The organism is Lactiplantibacillus plantarum (assembly GCF_014131735.1).
GTDB lineage: Bacteria > Bacillota > Bacilli > Lactobacillales > Lactobacillaceae > Lactiplantibacillus > Lactiplantibacillus plantarum.
Map to the genome: position 1 here is coordinate 3,038,114 of NZ_CP039121.1, position 17,411 is coordinate 3,055,524.

At 42.9% G+C, this 17,411-nt stretch carries 19 protein-coding genes and 1 riboswitch; of the genes, 10 read left to right on the forward strand and 9 right to left on the reverse strand.

Annotated features, from left to right (window positions below):
- Nucleotides 1-61: 61 nt before the first annotated feature.
- Complete coding sequence (locus E5260_RS14350; protein ID WP_003641817.1) at nt 62-775, reverse strand: glucosamine-6-phosphate deaminase; 714 nt, start codon at nt 773-775, stop codon at nt 62-64.
- A gap of 379 nt (nt 776-1,154) precedes the next feature.
- On the opposite strand from E5260_RS14350, the gene E5260_RS14355 reads away from it, so the two are divergent.
- The 3 genes from E5260_RS14355 (at nt 1,155) to greA (ending at nt 2,340) form a co-directional block, all read left to right on the forward strand.
- Nucleotides 1,155-1,358 (forward strand): helix-turn-helix transcriptional regulator, encoded by a 204-nt coding sequence (locus E5260_RS14355; RefSeq protein WP_003641816.1) that lies wholly within the window; start codon nt 1,155-1,157, stop codon nt 1,356-1,358.
- A 12-nt stretch (nt 1,359-1,370) separates the two neighbouring features.
- The gene (locus E5260_RS14360; RefSeq protein ID WP_003641815.1) at nt 1,371-1,784 is read left to right on the forward strand and encodes a hypothetical protein; all 414 of its coding nucleotides are present in this window, start codon (nt 1,371-1,373) and stop codon (nt 1,782-1,784) included.
- 85 nt (nt 1,785-1,869) lie between these two features.
- Nucleotides 1,870-2,340 carry a transcription elongation factor GreA gene (gene greA / locus E5260_RS14365; protein ID WP_003643694.1) on the forward strand — a complete coding sequence of 157 codons (471 nt, stop codon included), beginning with the start codon at nt 1,870-1,872 and terminating at the stop codon, nt 2,338-2,340.
- Between the two features lie 502 nt (nt 2,341-2,842).
- On the opposite strand, the gene E5260_RS14370 is transcribed toward greA, so the two are convergent.
- Both E5260_RS14370 and E5260_RS14375 read right to left on the reverse strand, forming a co-directional pair.
- Nucleotides 2,843-3,673 (reverse strand): aldo/keto reductase, encoded by an 831-nt coding sequence (locus E5260_RS14370; protein WP_003641813.1) that lies wholly within the window; start codon nt 3,671-3,673, stop codon nt 2,843-2,845.
- Between the two features lie 50 nt (nt 3,674-3,723).
- Nucleotides 3,724-4,209 carry a glutathione peroxidase gene (locus E5260_RS14375; RefSeq protein ID WP_003643693.1) on the reverse strand — a complete coding sequence of 162 codons (486 nt, stop codon included), beginning with the start codon at nt 4,207-4,209 and terminating at the stop codon, nt 3,724-3,726.
- A 144-nt stretch (nt 4,210-4,353) separates the two neighbouring features.
- Nucleotides 4,354-4,447, forward strand: a riboswitch (TPP riboswitch).
- 102 nt (nt 4,448-4,549) lie between these two features.
- Here E5260_RS14375 and E5260_RS14380 point away from each other — a divergent pair.
- The 3 genes from E5260_RS14380 to E5260_RS14390 are packed head-to-tail and all read left to right on the forward strand — an operon-like array spanning nt 4,550 to nt 7,211.
- Entirely contained in the window at nt 4,550-5,119 is a 570-nt protein-coding gene (locus tag E5260_RS14380) for an ECF transporter S component (RefSeq protein ID WP_003643692.1), read from the forward strand.
- A gap of 29 nt (nt 5,120-5,148) precedes the next feature.
- The gene (locus E5260_RS14385; RefSeq protein ID WP_003641810.1) at nt 5,149-6,555 is read left to right on the forward strand and encodes an ABC transporter ATP-binding protein; all 1,407 of its coding nucleotides are present in this window, start codon (nt 5,149-5,151) and stop codon (nt 6,553-6,555) included.
- Nucleotides 6,552-7,211, forward strand: coding sequence for an energy-coupling factor transporter transmembrane component T family protein (locus tag E5260_RS14390; RefSeq protein ID WP_003641809.1), 660 nt, complete (start codon nt 6,552-6,554; stop codon nt 7,209-7,211). Before E5260_RS14385 ends, E5260_RS14390 begins: the two co-directional genes overlap by 4 nt.
- A 152-nt stretch (nt 7,212-7,363) precedes the next feature.
- On the opposite strand, the gene E5260_RS14395 is transcribed toward E5260_RS14390, so the two are convergent.
- Entirely contained in the window at nt 7,364-9,499 is a 2,136-nt protein-coding gene (locus tag E5260_RS14395) for a tetratricopeptide repeat protein (RefSeq protein ID WP_229103143.1), read from the reverse strand.
- 415 nt (nt 9,500-9,914) lie between these two features.
- Complete coding sequence (locus E5260_RS14400; RefSeq protein ID WP_003641807.1) at nt 9,915-11,435, reverse strand: ABC-F family ATP-binding cassette domain-containing protein; 1,521 nt, start codon at nt 11,433-11,435, stop codon at nt 9,915-9,917.
- Nucleotides 11,436-11,734: 299 nt separating this feature from the next.
- Between E5260_RS14400 and E5260_RS14405 the strand changes: the two genes are divergently transcribed.
- Together E5260_RS14405 and E5260_RS14410 are read left to right on the forward strand one after the other, a co-directional pair.
- Nucleotides 11,735-12,118, forward strand: coding sequence for a CrcB family protein (locus E5260_RS14405; protein ID WP_003641806.1), 384 nt, complete (start codon nt 11,735-11,737; stop codon nt 12,116-12,118).
- Complete coding sequence (locus E5260_RS14410) at nt 12,118-12,468, forward strand: fluoride efflux transporter FluC (protein ID WP_003641805.1); 351 nt, start codon at nt 12,118-12,120, stop codon at nt 12,466-12,468. Before E5260_RS14405 ends, E5260_RS14410 begins: the two co-directional genes overlap by 1 nt.
- Before the next feature lie 138 nt (nt 12,469-12,606).
- Here E5260_RS14410 and E5260_RS14415 read toward each other — a convergent pair whose 3' ends face one another.
- Both E5260_RS14415 and E5260_RS14420 read right to left on the reverse strand, forming a co-directional pair.
- Nucleotides 12,607-12,798, reverse strand: a complete 192-nt coding sequence (locus tag E5260_RS14415) for a hypothetical protein (protein ID WP_003641804.1) — start codon at nt 12,796-12,798, stop codon at nt 12,607-12,609.
- 118 nt (nt 12,799-12,916) lie between these two features.
- A complete protein-coding gene (locus E5260_RS14420) occupies nt 12,917-14,104 on the reverse strand; it encodes an acetate/propionate family kinase (protein ID WP_003641803.1) in 1,188 nt (395 codons plus the stop codon).
- A gap of 176 nt (nt 14,105-14,280) precedes the next feature.
- Here E5260_RS14420 and E5260_RS14425 point away from each other — a divergent pair, with 176 nt between their 5' ends.
- Both E5260_RS14425 and E5260_RS14430 read left to right on the forward strand, forming a co-directional pair.
- Entirely contained in the window at nt 14,281-15,153 is an 873-nt protein-coding gene (locus E5260_RS14425) for an NFACT RNA binding domain-containing protein (RefSeq protein WP_003641801.1), read from the forward strand.
- A complete protein-coding gene (locus E5260_RS14430; protein WP_003641800.1) occupies nt 15,140-15,490 on the forward strand; it encodes an iron chaperone in 351 nt (116 codons plus the stop codon). The genes E5260_RS14425 and E5260_RS14430 overlap by 14 nt, the downstream gene beginning before the upstream one ends.
- Before the next feature lie 2 nt (nt 15,491-15,492).
- Here the strand turns inward: E5260_RS14430 and E5260_RS14435 are convergent, their stop codons facing one another.
- Both E5260_RS14435 and E5260_RS14440 read right to left on the reverse strand, forming a co-directional pair.
- Nucleotides 15,493-15,714 carry a hypothetical protein gene (locus E5260_RS14435; RefSeq protein ID WP_003641799.1) on the reverse strand — a complete coding sequence of 74 codons (222 nt, stop codon included), beginning with the start codon at nt 15,712-15,714 and terminating at the stop codon, nt 15,493-15,495.
- Nucleotides 15,715-16,215: 501 nt separating this feature from the next.
- Nucleotides 16,216-17,205 (reverse strand): aldo/keto reductase, encoded by a 990-nt coding sequence (locus E5260_RS14440; protein ID WP_025015646.1) that lies wholly within the window; start codon nt 17,203-17,205, stop codon nt 16,216-16,218.
- Nucleotides 17,206-17,411 lie beyond the last annotated feature (206 nt).

Here is a 17,411-nt window from a genome sequence, read left to right on the forward strand (position 1 = left end):
GTGCTTCACAACGCAATCGTTATGAAGCACGGCTTTCAAATCATTTTTAGCTTAATTAAAATTAATACTTCTTGCTTAACTTGCTAGCAGCCGCTTCGTCAATGATAACGGTAACGTCTGGATGGTTTTGCAAGATACTTGCTGGTAATTCAGGGGTATCTGGGCCTTCAATCATACCCTTGACCGCATCAGCCTTGTTTTCGCCGAATGCTTCGAGCAATAAGTGCTTGCTCTTCATGATGGAAGCTAAGCCCATTGAGAAGGCTTGCTTAGGAACATCATTTTCGCTGGCGAAGAACCGCGCGTTAGCTTCAATCGTTGATTCAGTTAAATCAACCACGTGCGTCGTAATATCGCGAGGAGTACCTGGTTCGTTAAAACCAATGTGACCATTACGGCCAATCCCTAAGATTTGTAAGTCAATTGGGTGTTCGTCAATCACTTTGTCGTAACGCTTAACTTCAGCTTCTGGATCTGAAGCTAAACCGTTTGGCAAGAATGATTCCTTAAATGGCTTGTCATTGAATAAATGAGTTTGCATGAAGTATTTATAACTTTGGTCGTTGTCTGGTGCAATCCCAACGTATTCATCCAAGTTAACGGATGTGCAGTCACTGAAATCTAAGTCACTATTAACGATTTCTTTGTAAGTTGTAACGGGTGTCGAACCAGTTGCCAACCCAAATACTTTCGCACCATTGTCTAAAGCATTCTTAAATACTTTGAAACCTTCTTTTCCGCCGGCAGCTTGATCCTTTACTACGATAACTTTCATAATTAACTGACTCCCTCTTTGTTTGGTATAGTCCAATTGTATATTGGTCTAGACTAAAATTCAAGAGGTTTGTCTGAAATATTTCACTTTTATTTTTTGCAATCGTTATCATTGTTAAACTGTCAAGCCAAACTCCTTTAATAAATTAATTGTATTTTTCGATAATTTTGCCTATACTTAACATGTTCGTAACTCCGTGGAACGTGAGAAATTCCACGACTAGCCAAGGCTGCAAAGTCATTGGCTATTTTTTTGCGCTCATACCTCTACGCCAACCATTTATTTGTTCACATTTCAATCAAACTATCCAACATTTACATTGCAATTGGTAACTGCTAAAATTAGCTTTGTATGGAAGATATATATTACATAAAGGGAGATGTTAACCGCGAATCATGTCAAGCAATACCGGTTAATGGCCGGATTCTCACAAAAAGAACTCGCCAGCAAGACTGGCATCACCCGTCAAACCCTGAGTTTGATTGAAAAGGGCACCTATAACCCATCACTGAAACTCTGCCTCAACCTCTGTCACGCACTCAACCAAACACTCGATACTGTCTTTTGGGTCGAACCCAGTTAGGAGATCCCTGCCATGAAAAAGATTCGTGACGAACGTTTAATTTTACAAAATTTCAAGAACATCCGTACCACGTTGTTAATTGAAAATAGTGCTATCTTACTGATTTTATTTTGGCAAGGCTGGCAAAAAAACAATCTTCAGAAAGCCTTTACGTACGACAATCCGTTGTATATTGTCCTGATGATTGCCGTTTTTACCATGATCATTTTGTCTGTTAATGTCAGCACCCCAATAGAAGACAAACCCAAACGGTCATGGCGCTACCTTGGCCTGTGGGCACTCATTGAACTAATCGGTTTCACCGCCCTATTCTACTTCCTGATTGCGATAAATCAGCCGTTCATTAGTCTGATCGCTGGTATCGCCCTGACCACCGTCACTAGCGGTATCATGCTGTATAGCAACCACCTGCGCGATCGTGATTAACATCAGATATCACCTAGACGGTACCATTCTAATCACATTTGCGGTAAACTATTCCCAGAAATTCAACGGACACGAGGTTTTTGCTATGGAACCAACTTTTAACAAAATGACTTCGACTGGTTACCATGCCATCGAACAGGAAATTGAAGACTTAAAGCAACAACGGCCCGAGCGAATCAGAATTCTGGCTGCGGCTGCGGCACTAGGTGACCGTTCTGAGAATGCCGAATATAGTAGTGCCAAACGGGACTTAGGTCGCTTAGAAAGCCGCCTGCGTTATCTCAACAAGCAGTTGCAATACGCCCAAATCGTTCAACCAGCTGACAACAATCAACTCGATATCGGTAAATTCGTGACCATCGAATTTCTGGATGATCATGACCAAATCACCTATCAATTAGTTGGAAAACAGGAAGCCAATCTCGAACAACAAAAAATCTCATTCACATCTCCCATCGGTCAAGCGCTCGCTAATCATACTGTTGACGATGTGGTCACTGTGAACGCACCGAACGGGGCTTATCAAGTTAAGGTAATCGCGGTTAAGCGCGCGTAATAAAATAGTTATGCCAATCGATTGGAAGCTTATCTTTATTTTTTTGAATCAAAAATACACTTTCTGAAGCGCATACGTGTTAAATAAAGGCAGTAAAAAAGCCGATACGTTAATACCGACTTGAATCAAGGCCCGCTCTAAGAGCAGTTGGCTTTAAATTTAGATAATCAAAGAACAGTCACCCAATACCGGCCAAAGTTTTGGGGTGGCTATTTTTTGTTTCTGGAGTTCCATACCTGATACATCGCTAGTGCGATGCTCAAAATGATTTGCAAGAAAGCAAACCGAACAGGTAGAGTGACCACGGCTGAAAACCTTTCCTAGTGTGGGAAACGTATTTGTCATACTACCACGACCTTTCAAGATGAAAACAGCCAATCGCTACTGCACCATGTATTGCGATTACGCTGATATCACAAACCAATCATCAACAAGCAGTTGCCCATAAAAAGATAGCGACGAGTTATCATCACAACGTCGCTATCTTTTTATATCATTCAAATTAAAATTCCTGGTACACTGCTGGATCTTGATTATTCAAGCGACCATCCACTTGGCTCAAACCATTAATTGTTGCCATATCAGCTGCACTGATTTCAAAATCAAACACGTCCATATTACCTGCTTGACGGCTCGGCGTTGACGACTTTGGAATCGGCAAGGTCCCTAACTGTAGTTCCCACCGTAAAATCAACTGACCAACATTTTTATGGTAGTGCGCAGCAATCTCTTTGAGCGTCTCATTTTGAAGCATCTCACTGGCCCGGCCAAGGGGACTCCAATCTTGCGTCAAAATACCGTGTGCTTGATCATAATCCCGTTGTGCCTGTTGGTTAAAGTACGGATGTAATTCGACCTGATTAATGACGGGTAAAACACCCGTTTCTTTGTTTAATCGTTCTAAATGTTCTGGTAAGAAATTCGAGACCCCAATCGAACGAATCAAGCCTAACTTCTGGGCATCAATCAGTGCCTGCCAAGCTTCAACATAATGATCCTCCTTAGGATTAGGCCAATGAATCAAATATAAATCATAATAATCCAGGCCAGCTCGATATAATGATTCTTGAATCGTATTGATAGCTTCCGTGTAGGTGTGGTGGCGACCAGGAAGTTTTGATGAAATCAAGAGTTCCGAACGCGGTACTGACGAACGCCGAACCGCTTCACCAACAGCACCTTCATTTTCATAGTTAAAGGCCGTATCTAATAATCGGTAGCCGCGATCAATCGCTGAGTCGATCACTTGCACACCATGAGCACCATTCAGTTTATATGTTCCAAAGCCAATTTTAGGTACTGTTAAACCATCACGTAACGTATAAGTTTCCAACTTAAGCCACTTCTTTCTTTTAAATTAAACGATCATTGTTAAATTTATCGTTAATTTTCTGAACGATCAGCCAAGGCATCACGAATCGCTGCTTCAAATGTTGCCGGCCGTGTCGTTGGGGCATAGCGTTCGAGCACACGGCCATCACGACCAATCAGGAATTTTGTGAAATTCCACTTGATTCGGCCATGTCCCGCCGCCTGTTTGAGGTAAGTAAATAACGGATCAGCGTCATCACCATTAACCATCACCCGTTTGGTCATGGGGAACGTTACCCCGTAGTGCCGTTGACAATAGTCATGGATCTCATCGTCATCCGCCTTTTCTTGATGAAATTGATTGGATGGCAATCCCAAGACCACTAGGCCCTCCTGCTGATACTTCTGATAAAGTTCTTCTAATCCTTTAAACTGTGGCGCCAGGCCACAGTTGCTAGCCGTATTCACGATTAGCAAGACCTGACCGCGATATTGTGACAAGTCAAGTGGCGCACCACTCATCTCAGTTTCTGTAAAATCATACACTGATTCTGCCATCGAGATCCCTCCTAAGAATATTAACCAAATACATTGCTTTATCCATAGTAAACCACAAAATTGTGACTTTTCATCATACTTTGCTTTAGTTTCCGGAAAATTGATTGCACTGAATGTCATTATCCGTTACACTAAACGTATCATTCATAGCAACTGGGGTGCCATCACGGCTGAGATAATACCCATTGAACCTGAATCTGGACAATGCCAGCGCAGGGAGCAATGCTTTTATTTGGGGAACCATCAATTCAGACTTAGCCGCCTGCCACCGATAATCGTGGTAGGCGTTTTTTGTCGCTTGGATGCGTGAATGACAAACTACTTTTGGGAGGATTTAACAATGAAATGGGTTAAATCATGGTACTTGAACGATATTATTTTACTGGCACTAATTGGTATTTTCTTTGGTGCCATCTTTATGGGGACTAATTTTGTTTATAACATTTTAAGTGCGGCCCTGACACCATTTGGTCTAAGCGGTCTGGCTAATGAACTACTACTTGGCTTATGGTGCATGCCCGGCATGTTAGCTGGCTACCTCATTCGACTAAAGGGTTCGGCAACGCTAGGTGAGCTCCTCGCAGCAACCGTCGAAATGTTTTTCGGTGGTCAATGGGGAATCACCACATTGATTTCTGGTGTCGTGCAAGGATTTGGGGCCGAACTAGGTTATATCGTCACTGGCTACAAACACTATGACTGGTTAGGCTTAACGGCTGCGGCCGCAACAACTACTGTGGTCACCTTTGGCTGGGACCTTGCCCGTAATGGTTACTATAAATTACAGCTATGGCTCTTGATTTTATACGTGGTCGTTCGCTTTATTTCGATGTTTGTTTTCGGGGGTCTGTTAACTAAAACCATCACGGACCTACTTGATCGCAGTCATGTTTTAAAATCAACGCATTAATACACTTTATAAAATGGAGGCTTTCTCGAATGGCTAGTATCGCGCTGAATAATTTAACTTACACCTATCCACAGGCGTCGACACCCATTCTGGATCGCGTTAACCTAACACTACCACGGCAAAGCTTCATCCTATTGACAGGGCCATCGGGAACAGGTAAGTCGACGCTCCTAAAGCTGATTGCAGGCTTACTACCCCTGACTCCAGATTACGGCACCATTACCTTTGATGGTCAGTCATTAACTGCTAGCACCGCTAATCAGCGCGCTCAGCACGTTGCCATGATGTTTCAGAATCCTAATCAGCAGTTTGCCATGGATACCGTTGAAAATGAACTAATTTTCGCACTTGAGAACTTACAAGTGCCCCGTGACCAAATACCGGCCCGCTTACTTAGTGCGCTTGACTTTGTTGGTATCCGAAATTTACAGTCACGACTATTAAATCATTTATCCGGTGGCGAGAAACAGAAAGTGGCCCTTGCAATCATTGTCGCTATGGATAGCGATGTCATTCTACTAGATGAGCCCTTTGCCAGTGTCGATCCGACCGCACGAGCCGTCTTGTTAGACCGACTCGTGGAACTACGCAATCAACATGGGAAGACAATCATCTTGGCGGATCATGACCTAACAGGTTACGAACGGCTCGTCGATCAAGTCGTCCAAATCAAGGACCAGCACTTACAGCTCATTGACCGCACCACCTGGTCTGAGTTATTTTCAGCCTTTACTGAGCAGCCACAACGGTCATGGTCAGCACCGCAACGCGTTGAACACCCTTGTTTTCAACTTGATCACGTCACTTTACAGGCAGGTGATCGTCAACTATTAGTACCGACAACGCGTCAATTGTTGGCACAACACAATACGCTGATCACGGGTCCTAACGGTAGCGGTAAATCCACGTTATTTGAAGCCCTCGTCCGTCTGCATCCCTATACTGGCGAAATTCGTTACGAAGGCACACCTATCGATAAGCTAAAACGCAAACGCTATGCTCGCCATGTCGCCTTGCTCTTCCAGGACGCTGAGACCCAGTTTTTAAACATCACGGTCGCTGAAGAACTGGCTCAAAGTAAACGCTATGCGTATGGCGACTACTTTACCGCGGACCGTATTCAAACGGCCTTAGTGCAACTCAACTTATCCGGTCGTGATGAACAAGTCATCTATACTTTGAGTGAGGGACAGAAAAAGAAACTACAAATTCTGCTCATGTTAATCATGCAGTCGCCAGTGCTACTCATGGATGAACCCTTAAAAGGGCTGGATTTGCATTCGATCAATGCCCTGGTCGCGTTATTACAGACCACCCAAGCGGCAACTAAGCAGACACTGATTATTATCAGTCACCAGTTAACCGGCCTAATGCCATTGATTGACTATCAGCTACACTTTGAAAATCACCATTTAGATTGGGTGGTGCAATCATGAATCCTAGCATGAAATTATTATTACTACTCATCATTGCACTAGAAATTTCATTCACGACAATTGTAAGTTTGAACGTGGCACTGATTATTCTGGCACTGATTTACCTGCTCGGTCACCGAACGCGGCTTCGAACATTAGGGTGGTTACTACTCATTCCGTTGCTACCAGCAATTGGACTTTGGAGTACCCAGTACATTAACGGTAGCGGTGACAAGACTTTGATGGCCTGGGTCCTGTTCACACGAATCTATGCGTTTGTTTTTACGGGCGCTACTTTTACGCTCACGACTGACGTCTTACAATTAACCGACTCGCTTGAGCAGAACTGGCATTTACCCGCCAAATTTGCATATGGCGTCCTCGCCGCGTATAACTTGGTACCTCGGATTCAGCACGAAGTTCAAGTGATTCGGGCTGCTGGTCTGATGCGTGGGCAAGTCCTGTCCTTCTGGTCACCACAGCTCTACTTTAAAGCAATTTTGGTCTCTATCAATTGGTCGCAGAACCTTGCCCAGGCCATGCGCTCCCATGGCTTTATCGAAGATGCACCCCGCACTCACTATCGTCAGATTCCACTGACTAAGTTGGATTGGACCATTGTGATTAGCGGCGTCTTGCTTTTACAAGTCGGCGTCTTCGTCATTCCGTGGCGCTAGCTGGCAGCATGCACTAAACAGAAACTAAATTAAAACGAGACTGTAACATACAGTCTCCATAACAAAGACCGGTCTGTCATAATCCGAAGATTTTTACAGACCGGCCTTTTTTGCCAAATTTCCGATTGAAACATAACAATAATGTTTTCATATCAGTCGTGATCAACAGTTTTAACACACGAATCAGGCAAATATAATAAAATTTCTTTTTGCTTCTTGTTCCCGGGAATAAGGATAATCACCTGATGAAACCCATTCTTTCTTAAACGCCGTTTGAACTCATGAGTACTTTTTCCTACTCTGTCAATATGAAAAATACAATGGAAATCATTAATATCAATTGTTCCAGTCGTTTTTTCAAAATAGAATTCAAGATTAATACTGGCATTTACCTGATTATCTCCTACATACTCAATTATATTTGGGTACTCGTGATTCACGCCTATATGCTCGGATTTTAGAAGCTTTTCGTTATCATCTGCTGTATTTTCGAGAACAAGCAATGTTGAAATACCATATTTATGTTGAAAAGCCGCTGAATCAACAATACGATGTCTTTCTTCAACAGTTAAGTCAGATATACTTTTTCCATAATACTCTTCAAGATTCTTCACTTCGTCACTAAGACTAAGATTTAAAAGAGCCTCAACAGGTGGAACGATGGTATGCAAGCCGATCCTTGATGCGTAAATATCTGAACGTGCCTCAATTTTTATACATTGCCGTCCCATATCTAAGCCATATCCACCTTTTATTGCGTAAACTCTGTATATATCCGTAAAATAAGCCGCAACAAAAACAAACCCTATAGTGCGACCTTCCTTTAGCTTAAAACGATTCTGTTTCACAAGTATTTTCAAATAGTCAACCATGGCTGTTTTAACATGTATATTTTCGCTATGAGATTCAGCTATGGCAATATATTCATAAACTTCACGCTTCGTCTTTGGACTCAGGCTATTTATTTGCAGGTATCTAAAATCACGCATAGCGTCATCAAACTTCCCCAGAAACACATACTGTTTAATCGCTAATACATAACTACGTGAATATGTTGGTAAAATTTCTTTTGCACAATCCAAATCATAAAAGTCGGCAAAAAAAGGATCTTCTTGGTGCTTTAACATAAATAGTTGACAATAAGCATCTGCACGTACTATTGAACTACCCAAACGACTTGCAATTTTGAAATTCTTAGTTGCATTTGAATAGTCTTTTAAGTTAACTTGGCATAGTCCACACAAATACGGTAAATTCGTATGCACTATAATTTTATTAGTCTGTATATCCTCAAAGTCGGTAATTGTAGCTGAATAATCATCTGTATTAAGTGCAGCTATTCCTCTAGTTAACTTCAAAAAGCTCAATAATCGAGCTGGCACCAAATTTATGTTAACATTAAAGTCAATTTTTCCACTTGTGAATAAAGAAACTCCAGCACGTAAAATTTCATATCGAGGATTCTCATCGGCCAAATTTCTAGCAGCCAGTCTCATGTCTAAATTATTATTTACCACTAATAATCTTAGATTTCTTAACGCTCCCACTGTATTTTGATTCGAACTTACATTATTTAAAAAATAATCAATTGCATCTAATAAGTCGGAATTAAACCCTAGAGCATCCTGGTTCATTGCCAAGGCTGAAAATTCGGGTATATAACGATTGTTTTCGATAACCTTTTTTAATTTTTCAGTTGATACAAACCCCCACTCCGTGCTCAATTTGCTAAATAATTCCATAAGTGAATTCAACGTTGCAACTACATCACAATTAATTCTATTTTTACTTGCCCATTGTGCAATACGACCTAAGGCCGGTTGTTCCTCGCCATGGCTTGGATAAACTCTAAAGTCACATAAAAACATTATTTTGATTCTTTCCGGATCAAGATTCATCTTTTGAGTAAAAATATCTGTTAACGATTCTAATTCTTCAGGATCATTTTTGACAATTCTTAACTTACTAATAAGGCTCTTTACACTAGGAGTTAGGCCCGATAAATAAATCAAATATTTTTCCATATTAAGCGGCAGCTTATTTACTATTTTTCCTAGTCCCCAAATAGTCGGATTATTGGATTTCACCTGAACAGAAATATTAGTCTGATTAAAAACCAAAGTAAAATCATTTTTACCTTCTAAACGAATACCTTTAAAGTCCGCATCATCTATATGTTCCATTACCGCATCAATCGCACTATAATACTGATGTCGAAATCCTATAGCAGCATTTGCCCCGCCTAGATCGCCATTTTTCATTTTTGGCACACCCCATTTAACTGTCAAAATAAATTAGTTGATTATTCAAACAAACCATATGTTATATTTGAATTATTTTACCATAATAATATCCATTGTAAAAATGCTATCACAATTGAATAAGGACTATTATTTTTTGACCGGATTGGCAAATAGACCAAGATCTATAATGATTATTTTAAATTTATCGACTGTCAAACAAATTTATGATGACTCAGAGTATAGGTTACTCACAAAATCAGCAAACATCACATAAATAAATTGAACCCCTAAAATTCGATTTATGTCAATCTTTGGGGTTCAACTTAATATAACTAAAATTTTACTATAGTTTTTGTTAACACCTATCGCAAACTGATAGCCTCCGATTTAACACCTAAAGGAAATTTCAAAAGGATTTCTGTGTATGGAAATTGGGAATGCTTCAAGGCTAAACAACGTGTCATGCTTTCAGCCGATCAATTTGTTGCTGTAATGCCTGAATAGTAGCTGTAGAAGACGTCGGGTCTGCCATTAATTGATCATACTTGAACTGAAGTACTGCTAAGTCAGCTTCTACCGGTTGCGGCGCTTTAACAACTTTGTCAGGATCAACTAATTGGTGCGTCTCGAATTGCAATACCCGAGTAGCAACGGCCTGGCAAAACGGTTCATCATGTGAAACAAAAATTACGGTTCCAGGATAATTTTGTAAGTAATCGGCCAACGCATCCAGCGCGTCCACATCCAAATAATTGGTTGGTTCATCTAACATTAAAACGTTATATTGACCGACTAAAATACGAATTAGCTGTAATTTAACTAGTTCACCACCACTTAACGCCGATACCAGTTGCGGATAAAAGCGTGCTGGCAGGCCCAACGCGCCCATGACGTTACGGATCGTTTGATCCGGTAGCTGACTGACTTGCCGCACCGTTTGCCACACTGACTGTTTACCGTCGAGCACTGTCATATCTTGGTTGAATACTCCGACTCGTGCCGCCGGAGCCAATCGTAATCCTGACACCCGGCCACCTAAAATTGCACGCAGTAATGTGGTCTTACCGCTACCGTTGGGCCCCACGATAGCGACCCGATCATGTGGCCTGATTTGAAAGTCAGCGTGTGCTAACAACGTTTTTCCATATTCAGCCAATGTGACATTAAGACCAGTTACCACGGTCTTACCTGTAAACGTCGGAAAATCTGTCGCGACTAACTTAAAGCCTGAAGTCGTAAAGGGCTTAGCAACTTGCGGTTCCCGTTGTCCTCGGGCGACCATGCGTTTAGCCGTTCGTTCCATCTTGGCCGCGGTAGCTTCCCTAGTCGCTTTCGTCTTGGCACGCTCTACTTGCGACATTCGCCGATTGCCTTTTCGAATCCGCTGGGCTTTTTCATTACGTTGACGCTGCGCTGCTAGTAACTCACGCTGATGAGTGTTTTGGCGCTGATACGCGACTTTCTGAGTTGCGAGTTGCTGCGCTTTTACCGTCTGATAATATGCGTAATTGCCTGCATATGCGGTGAATTTTTGGTGTTCAACCGCCCAAGTCTGTGTCGTCACAGCATTTAATAATTGCCGATCATGTGAAATCAACAACAGCAACCCACGAAAACGTTGTAACTGATTAATAAGCCATTGCTGATGTGTTTCATCCAAATTAGATGACGGTTCATCTAGAATTAAAATTGTTGGCCGGGCGCTCAAAGCCTGCCGAATTCTGGTTAGCATAGCTTGACCACCACTTTGGTCAAAAGTCGGTGCGATTTGGGCAACATAGCTGACTGGCTCGTCCACCATAATTTGCCCCGTATAATCACGATCAGTACCCGTCAGTAAATGGGCCAGTGTTGATTTACCAGCACCGTTCCGGCCAACCACGCCGATTTTATCCCCGGCATTGGCGACTAATCGGTCAATTGTAAATAGTGGCCGTCCCGCCATATCTTTTTGAATATTTTTTAAATTAATCATTGTCATTAATAAGCATCCCCTTAGTTGCAGGGACTAATTTATGGCACAAAAAAGCGTCCTCAAAATGAGAACGCTGGCAATTGATTCCACCAGCACCCTAATTAATCCCAAAACGGACAGTCCACCCCTATGCTAGGCATGGCTCTGTTCAGTTACTAGAATTAATTAGTTGCGCATTGGCTGAATACCTCGTGTTTTATAAGTTACTTTGTAGATTAGCATGTTTAATTTCAATTTGCAAGAACCATTGTTTTTTAAAAGTTTTTTCAGTAAACTAAAATTACTTTCAGAAAGCAGGTGTCAGCTTGAAAAAGATCATTGCAATTACCGGCTTCGCAATGCTAGGTGGTGGTCTCCGGGAGGGGCTTAGTTTGCTCGTCACTTGGCCACAGCATTTCTGGATAACGTGTCTGATTAATATTGTGGGAGCATTTGTTCTTAGCCTGATTACTAACTTGTTACCAGCGCGGTTACCCGTCTCTGAAGATATTGTTATCGGTATGAGTGTCGGGTTCGTTGGTAGCTTTACTACTTTTTCCACCTTCACTTTTGAAACGCTACAATCGTTTCAAAGTGGTCATAGCGTTTTAGCTTTAAGTTATGTCGCTGCTAGCTTAGGGTTGGGTTTGCTAGCGGGGCTAGCTGGAAACTTCCTTAGCACCTATTGGCTACCAAAGGAGGAATTTTAATGTTAGTCCTAGTCGGATTGGCCGGTGCCGGCGCAGCTGTAGGGGCCTTAAGTCGTTACGGCATCATGCGCTTAGCACTACCTCTCAATCGATGGCCGTTACCAATTGCCACGTTATTTATCAATCTAACCGGCGCTTTATTGCTCGGTTGGATTTTAACCAGCTCATTACCGCCCAACTGGCAGATTTTTCTAGGAACTGGGATTATGGGTGGCTATACGACTTTTTCAACAATGATCAACGAACTCGTGTTGCTCGGCCGTAACCACCATCAACGGGTCGCCTGGGAATACTTTGGCTTGAGTCTCGTCGGTGGCCTAGTCATGGTTTATCTCGGAACTTTAATCTAACTCAAAAAACAGGAAGTCTCACAAAACTAACTGAGATTTCCTGTTTTTGTTCAATGACTATTTAGTTCCAACAAGCCGCCTTTACGGCTAGCGTGCCGATGACACTAGTTTTAACAACGCTCATCTTTATCTTTCAAATTACGTGGTGGCATTTCCGAATAATGCAACGCCGGCAATCGCCACGACGATCAGGCCTAACCATAATGCGATTTTAAATAAAAACAACCCAATCACAATCATGAACACCCAACCGATAATTTTAAAACCAATTTTAAAGATAACTTTGAGCAACCATAAACCAATTACTAAAGCAATCAATAAACCGATCATCTATGCGCTCTGCGAAGAGAGCTTCCCTCCTTACAAGTCCCATCATGGGTACCTTGCCAGTTAGTATAGCACGCGCTATACAGCGGCAGACTGATTGCAGTCGTAAATTAAGAGAAGCTTAATTTTGCAACGCCGCAACTTGTCGCACCATCGCTAATTCTTCGTTAGTTGGGATCAACATCACTTTAATCTTGGAATCTGCGCCACTGATGAGTCCTTCTTGACCCGCTTCATTTAATTTCGGATCCAGGGTCACACCAAAGATGCTCAGTTCATCAATAATTTGCTGGCGCAAGGTCGCATTATGCTCGCCAATGCCGCCCGCAAAAATCAGCGCATCCGCCCGTTTTAATTCTGTCAAATAGCTACCGGCATACTTAACAATCCGATTGACAAAAATTTCAACAGCTAGTTGGGCTTGGGGATTCGTGGCTTCTTGCGCACGGATTTCACGCATATCTGGTGAAATTCCTGAGATTCCTAACAACCCAGACTGATTGTTAAGCATCATCATGATTTCATTCGGATCATCGATCTTTAAAGCTTTCATGAGGAATGGCAATACGGCCGGATCAACGTCACCCGCGCGCGTTCCCATTGTGACACCCGTTAATGGCGTAAAGCCCATCGATGTGTCGAAGGCCCGGCCATTTTTTACGGCAGCTAATGACGCGCCACTACCTAAGTGTAACGTCACCAGGTTGAGGTCATCTTTCGGCTTAGCCAGCAGTTCTGCAGCCCGACCGGTTAAGTAACCATGCGAGATACCATGTTCACCGTAACGGCGAATATGGTATTTTTGGGTCAATTCATATGGCAAACTGTAAATTGCATTCATTTCTGGTAAATCGGTAAAGAATTGACTATCAAATACCGCGTACTGTTTAACGGTCGGTAAAGCCTGAGCCATCGTCTCAATACCACGTGCCTCCATCGGATTATGCAATGGTGCAAAGTCACTAAGCCCCTTAATGGCCTCGAGTACCGCTGGCGTCACTTCAACTGCTTGCTTGAACGTTTCGCCACCCGCAACGACTCGGTGAGCAACTGCCGTAATTTCCGTTAATGAGTCAATAATTGCTAATCGCTGTAATTCAGCCAATAACATCTGCGCCGCATGATTTTGATCTAAATTATCGACTGTCGTTTCAAACTTTTGATGGTCACCATACTTGATGGTGAAAATTGAACCGGGCATACTAATCCGTTCAACGAGACCACTAGCAACCACCGTTTCAGCAGGCATAGCAAATAATTGCCATTTCAATGATGAACTACCTGCGTTAATAATTAATGTTTTTTGCATTTCTCAATCAACTCCCATGTAATAGAATACCGAACTTTTCTGAAAATTGCTCAACTTTTTTCAATCGTGTCATTTGACATCTTAATTCATTCGCTAGTCCCAATCTTCCACTGTTAACTAACCAGAACATGTTATTATTAAGACGTTAACTTTTACAGATTAGAGGAACCCAATTAATGACGACCACAACCGATGTCGACCTAGTCCAAACTGGATTAGCGCACTTAATTCACCACACGCGTAAACAAATCGAATCATTAACTAAAGCATTAGACCACCTGCCTGATGTCAGTGATTTGCAACTCAAGGGCACGTTATTGAAGACGTATGCTAGCCAGATCGAGGGGCACCATCATTTCGTCGAATTGCCCGACTATCAAGGCCACCAACTCAGTATTAAACTCGATATTAAAAAATCAATTATTGAAAATGCCGAGGATTATTTTCATCGTTATCACAAAAGCAAACGCGGTCAAGCGACCGTTCAACAAAATTTGGCGACGGCCAAGACCGAACTATACCAGCAATTAGCAACTCAAGCAGCTTTCGACCCTAATGATCCACAAGCGGTCGCCGCGCTTAAGCAAACACTGATTGCTGCGGGCGCGATTCATACCCACGTTTTACACTCGTCTAAGGCCCCAACACCCGCCCATCCCCGCCGCTTTTACACGCACGACCACGTGCTGGTTGAAGTTGGTAAAAATAGTCGTCAAAACGACCACCTAACATTGACGGCCCGTAAAGATTACTACTGGATGCACGCGGGTGGTGAAATTCCCGGTTCACACGTGGTTATTCACAGTAATCATCCGAGTGAACAAACCTTGCAGGAAGCGGCCGTACTGACGGCCTATTACAGTAAGGGTCGTCAGATGAACCGCGTACCTGTTGATGTGCTCACCGTTGGCCAGATGCGTAAACCCAAGGGTGCTAAGGCTGGGCTTGTCACCTTTAGTGGTCCTGCACGCACGATCACCGTTATCCCGGATGCCACTTTAGCCGCTGAATTACGTGACCAGGAGGATATTCACCATGACACCGATTGAGGCCTATATTGCTAACACACCACAAGCCTATCAATCGCAATTAATAGCCTTACAGCAAACCATTGCAACGGTCTTACCAGAGGCGCAAGAGCAGTTAAAGTACCAGATGCCGACCTTCTATTGGCACGAAAACGTCATCCATTTTGCTTTATTCAAACATCACTTTGGCTTGTACCCAACGCCAAGTGCAATTGAGACTTTTCATGATCAATTAATCACCTATAAAACAAGCAAAGGGGCCATCCAGTTTCCGCTGGATCAGCCCCTACCACTTGAATTGATTACTGCTATTACCGAATTCCGTCGTCACGAAATCATAGCGAAATACGACCTTTAGGATTACCGCTGCCACCAAGACTGTTTAAGAAAATCAATGGCGGTTACGTCACTCAACGCAATCGGCTTAACGACTCCCGCTTGTTGATTCAAAAAAAGCTGCTGGTCGTCCACAGCCGCAATTAAGCCACTCGGCTGATGACCATCACTTAAAGTTAACCGAACCACGCAGTTTAACTCATAAGCTTGCAATAACGACGCTTCAATTGGTTTCAGCTGTTCCATTAGATCACCTCATCGAAATAGTAGCTCCATCATAGCACATTTTTAGAACGTACGTTCGATAAAAACTATTACATTTTGATGACGTTGATAAGCCGGTCACTTGTACCAATCAGTAATTTCACCAGCTAACTAATTATGCCGTTAACTACCGAGGTTACCGAACATTCGCCCAAATTATTTTAAAATTGCCCGGATTCGGTCAGTTGAAGTTAGCGCACGGCTATGGCTCAGTTCAAAACATGACCGTCATTAAATTCAAAAGCCGCCAGCTTAGAATAAGTCTCGTATTTGAGACTGGGCGGGTTCGGGCTCAAATCGATGTCGGTTTACGTTCCAGCAATTGTCGCTCCGCCCCGGAGGTCGGAAATAGGGCGATTATTGCTGAAGAACAGGAGTCTACCTAACGAGCCTAAGAGTGAGCTATTTTTGACCTTAATAAACAGGACGCGCTAATAAAAAGGCCACTCCCCGGCATATTGGGGGAGTGGCCTTTAATGCAATTTACTTTAGAATCGCGGTAATAGCTTTTACTTCATCATCACTAAAGGTTAAATTGTGCGTTGCTTCAAGATTAGCGTGCAAGTGGTCGACATTGGTCGTACCAATGATGACGCTCGTGACGACCTGTGACCGTAGTAGCCAAGCCAAAGCCATTTGGGCCAAGGTTTGTCCCCGTTGCTCAGCGATTCTGTTCAGGGCATTCAACTGATTGACAACGGCTGCAGTCCCCTGATCAAATAAATATTTATTCGTTCGATGAATCGGAAAATCGGCTGGAATTCCTTGTAAGTAGCGCTGCGTCAATAATCCTTCAGCTAATGGACCATATACCACCAAGCCCGCATTATGCTGGCCGAGATAGTCAATCAGGCCCGTTGTTTGAGCCTGTTGATTCAACATGTTATATGAGTACTGATTAACCGTAAACGGCGTGTGCATCTCATTAAAATACTTAACCATCGTTGCCGTTTGGTCGCGATCATAATTTGAAATTCCGACATACAACGCCTTCCCCTGACGAACCAACTGGTCAAGGGCCGCGGCAGTTTCATACAAATCGATGTTAGGGTCTGGACGATGTGAGTAGAAAATGTCGACGTAATCTAAATGCATTTGCTTAAGACTACGATCCAATGAACTGATCAACGTTTTGCGTGAGCCGAAAGCCCCATACGGCCCTGACCAGGCCGGATATCCGGCTTTAGTCGTAATGACGAGCTCATCACGATACGGCTTTAAATCTCGTTGCATAATTTGTCCGAACGTCCGCTCTGCCGATCCCTTCGATGGTCCATAATTATTTGCTAAATCAAAGCTAAAAACGCCATGATCAAAGGCATCTAGAACCACTTTTCGTGAATTGGCAAACGGCGCTTCATCCCCAAAATTTCGCCATAGCCCTAACGAGACAACGGGTAACTGTAGCCCCGTCTTACCCACGCGTCGAATCGGTAATTCGTCATAGCGCGTTGATGCTGCTGAATATGTCATCATTACTCACCTCATCTAATTTTTGAATACTATTTATATTATACCGCGCCTGTAATATTGGTACTGATCAAACGCTTAAGCGGATACAAAAGGGCGATCCTCGCCAAATGCTAGGACCACCTCACTTAGGAGTTTATATGTGATGTCTGCTGTTGCTGCCTAATTAGACTTTGATTTGAAATAAGGTTCAACAGTGCGTGGCTATT